Here is a 1,328-nt window from a genome sequence, read left to right as displayed (position 1 = left end):
CCCCATCTGGGCCGAAGACCCCCGGCACCGCACCTTCGGCGTCTTCTACCTACCGCCCGCCGGGGACATCTGGGTGCTGCACCGCGGACACACAACCTACATCGAGTCAAGCCCGACGGGCACCGAAGAACAGATCACCCTGCGCAACGATGCCTTCAGAAAAGCCGTCAACCACGCGAAGGAATTCATCTACGGCACCCAGCCCTAAACCCGCGAACGGCGGCACCCACAGGCACTCGCGTGGGGACGAAGGCCATCAAGTGGCTGCTCTTCCCTCCGCGGGCCCGCCGAAGGTCGGCGACTGATGGGCATCCACACACGATCGCGCCTGGGGTGCCGGGTCCTTGCATACTGCTAAGCATGCTGATTAAATTTTGATGCCGGCCGCACCGAAACGCGCCCCTTGGAGGGAATTGAACACCATGACCGAACCCGCATTCCCGCAGTCCTTCGTCGAGCACAAACTCCGTGAGGTCCTGGAAGGACAGATCCTGCGGCTGGCCGACGCCAGCTTCGCCGTCGTGGCCAAACACCGCCGACACCGGCTGGTCCATCTCGACCTGGAGGCAGACGACGGGACGCGCGCCACGCTGATAGGCGTTCCCGGTGCCCGCTTCAGACTGCGCAAGGAAGCGACGCCGACGCCGCACTAGACGTCCGGCTACCACACCGGTCCCGGGCGCCGGCGCTCCCGGGACGACCGAGCATCGGCCGTTGGGCAATCCGCAAGGACGTCCATTCCTCGAATTCTGCAGCTAACCCGGCCTGACCCGCCGCTGCACGATCGCTCACCGGGACGACTAGGCGCTCGGACAAGACGAACCATCATGCTGATGCTCGGATGGGCATGCTGTGTTCGGCTGAGGGTTCTCGCACACCATCACGGACGCAGGGGCCAGAGCAGGCGGCGCCGCAGTGTCATCCGTGGAAATCGGAGCCGCCCATCCCGGCCGTGTCACTTGATTGGGTTGGGGCGCGCCGGAGAATAGCCATTGACTCCGCCCGGCCGGGTTTCGATATCAGCTGCGATCCATTCTTCTGGCGCCGCCGGGTGGAGCGTTCCTGTCCCTGTGATCCGGCTGGCCCTCGTCGGGGCTGCCGTGCCGTTTCCGCAATTGCCGTCCGCGGCGGATGTCCTCTTCCTCGCGGGCCTGGAGCTTGTCGCTCTGTTTCGTGTCCCGTGGTGGYAGCTGGATGGTCTCTTCGGCCGCGATGCCGGCCTGAAGCTGCCGTCCACGCTCCATCTCGGCGTCGAACTCGGCACCAAAGAGCAGCGACATGTTCAGGATCCAGAGCCACAGCAGCGAGATGATGACGCCGCCGATCGC

1 protein-coding gene and 2 pseudogenes are annotated in these 1,328 nt (G+C 65.2%); 2 read left to right on the top strand and 1 reads right to left on the bottom strand.

All coding sequences use genetic code 11. The annotated features are described in order from the left end of the window. Together AC1DEY_RS23490 and AC1DEY_RS23485 are read left to right on the top strand one after the other, a co-directional pair. Window positions 1-208, top strand: a pseudogene (locus AC1DEY_RS23490) (hypothetical protein); the annotation flags it as partial. Between the two features lie 214 nt (window positions 209-422). Next, entirely contained in the window at window positions 423-653 is a 231-nt protein-coding gene (locus AC1DEY_RS23485) for a hypothetical protein (protein ID WP_476870098.1), read from the top strand. A gap of 366 nt (window positions 654-1,019) precedes the next feature. Here AC1DEY_RS23485 and AC1DEY_RS23480 read toward each other — a convergent pair. After that, window positions 1,020-1,328 (bottom strand): annotated as a pseudogene (locus AC1DEY_RS23480) (YihY/virulence factor BrkB family protein); the annotation flags it as partial.

Source organism: Arthrobacter sp. 05T47 (assembly GCF_056395825.1).
The sequence above is the reverse complement of the archived record's forward strand: the minus strand, read 5'-3'. Positions and strand labels throughout refer to the sequence as shown.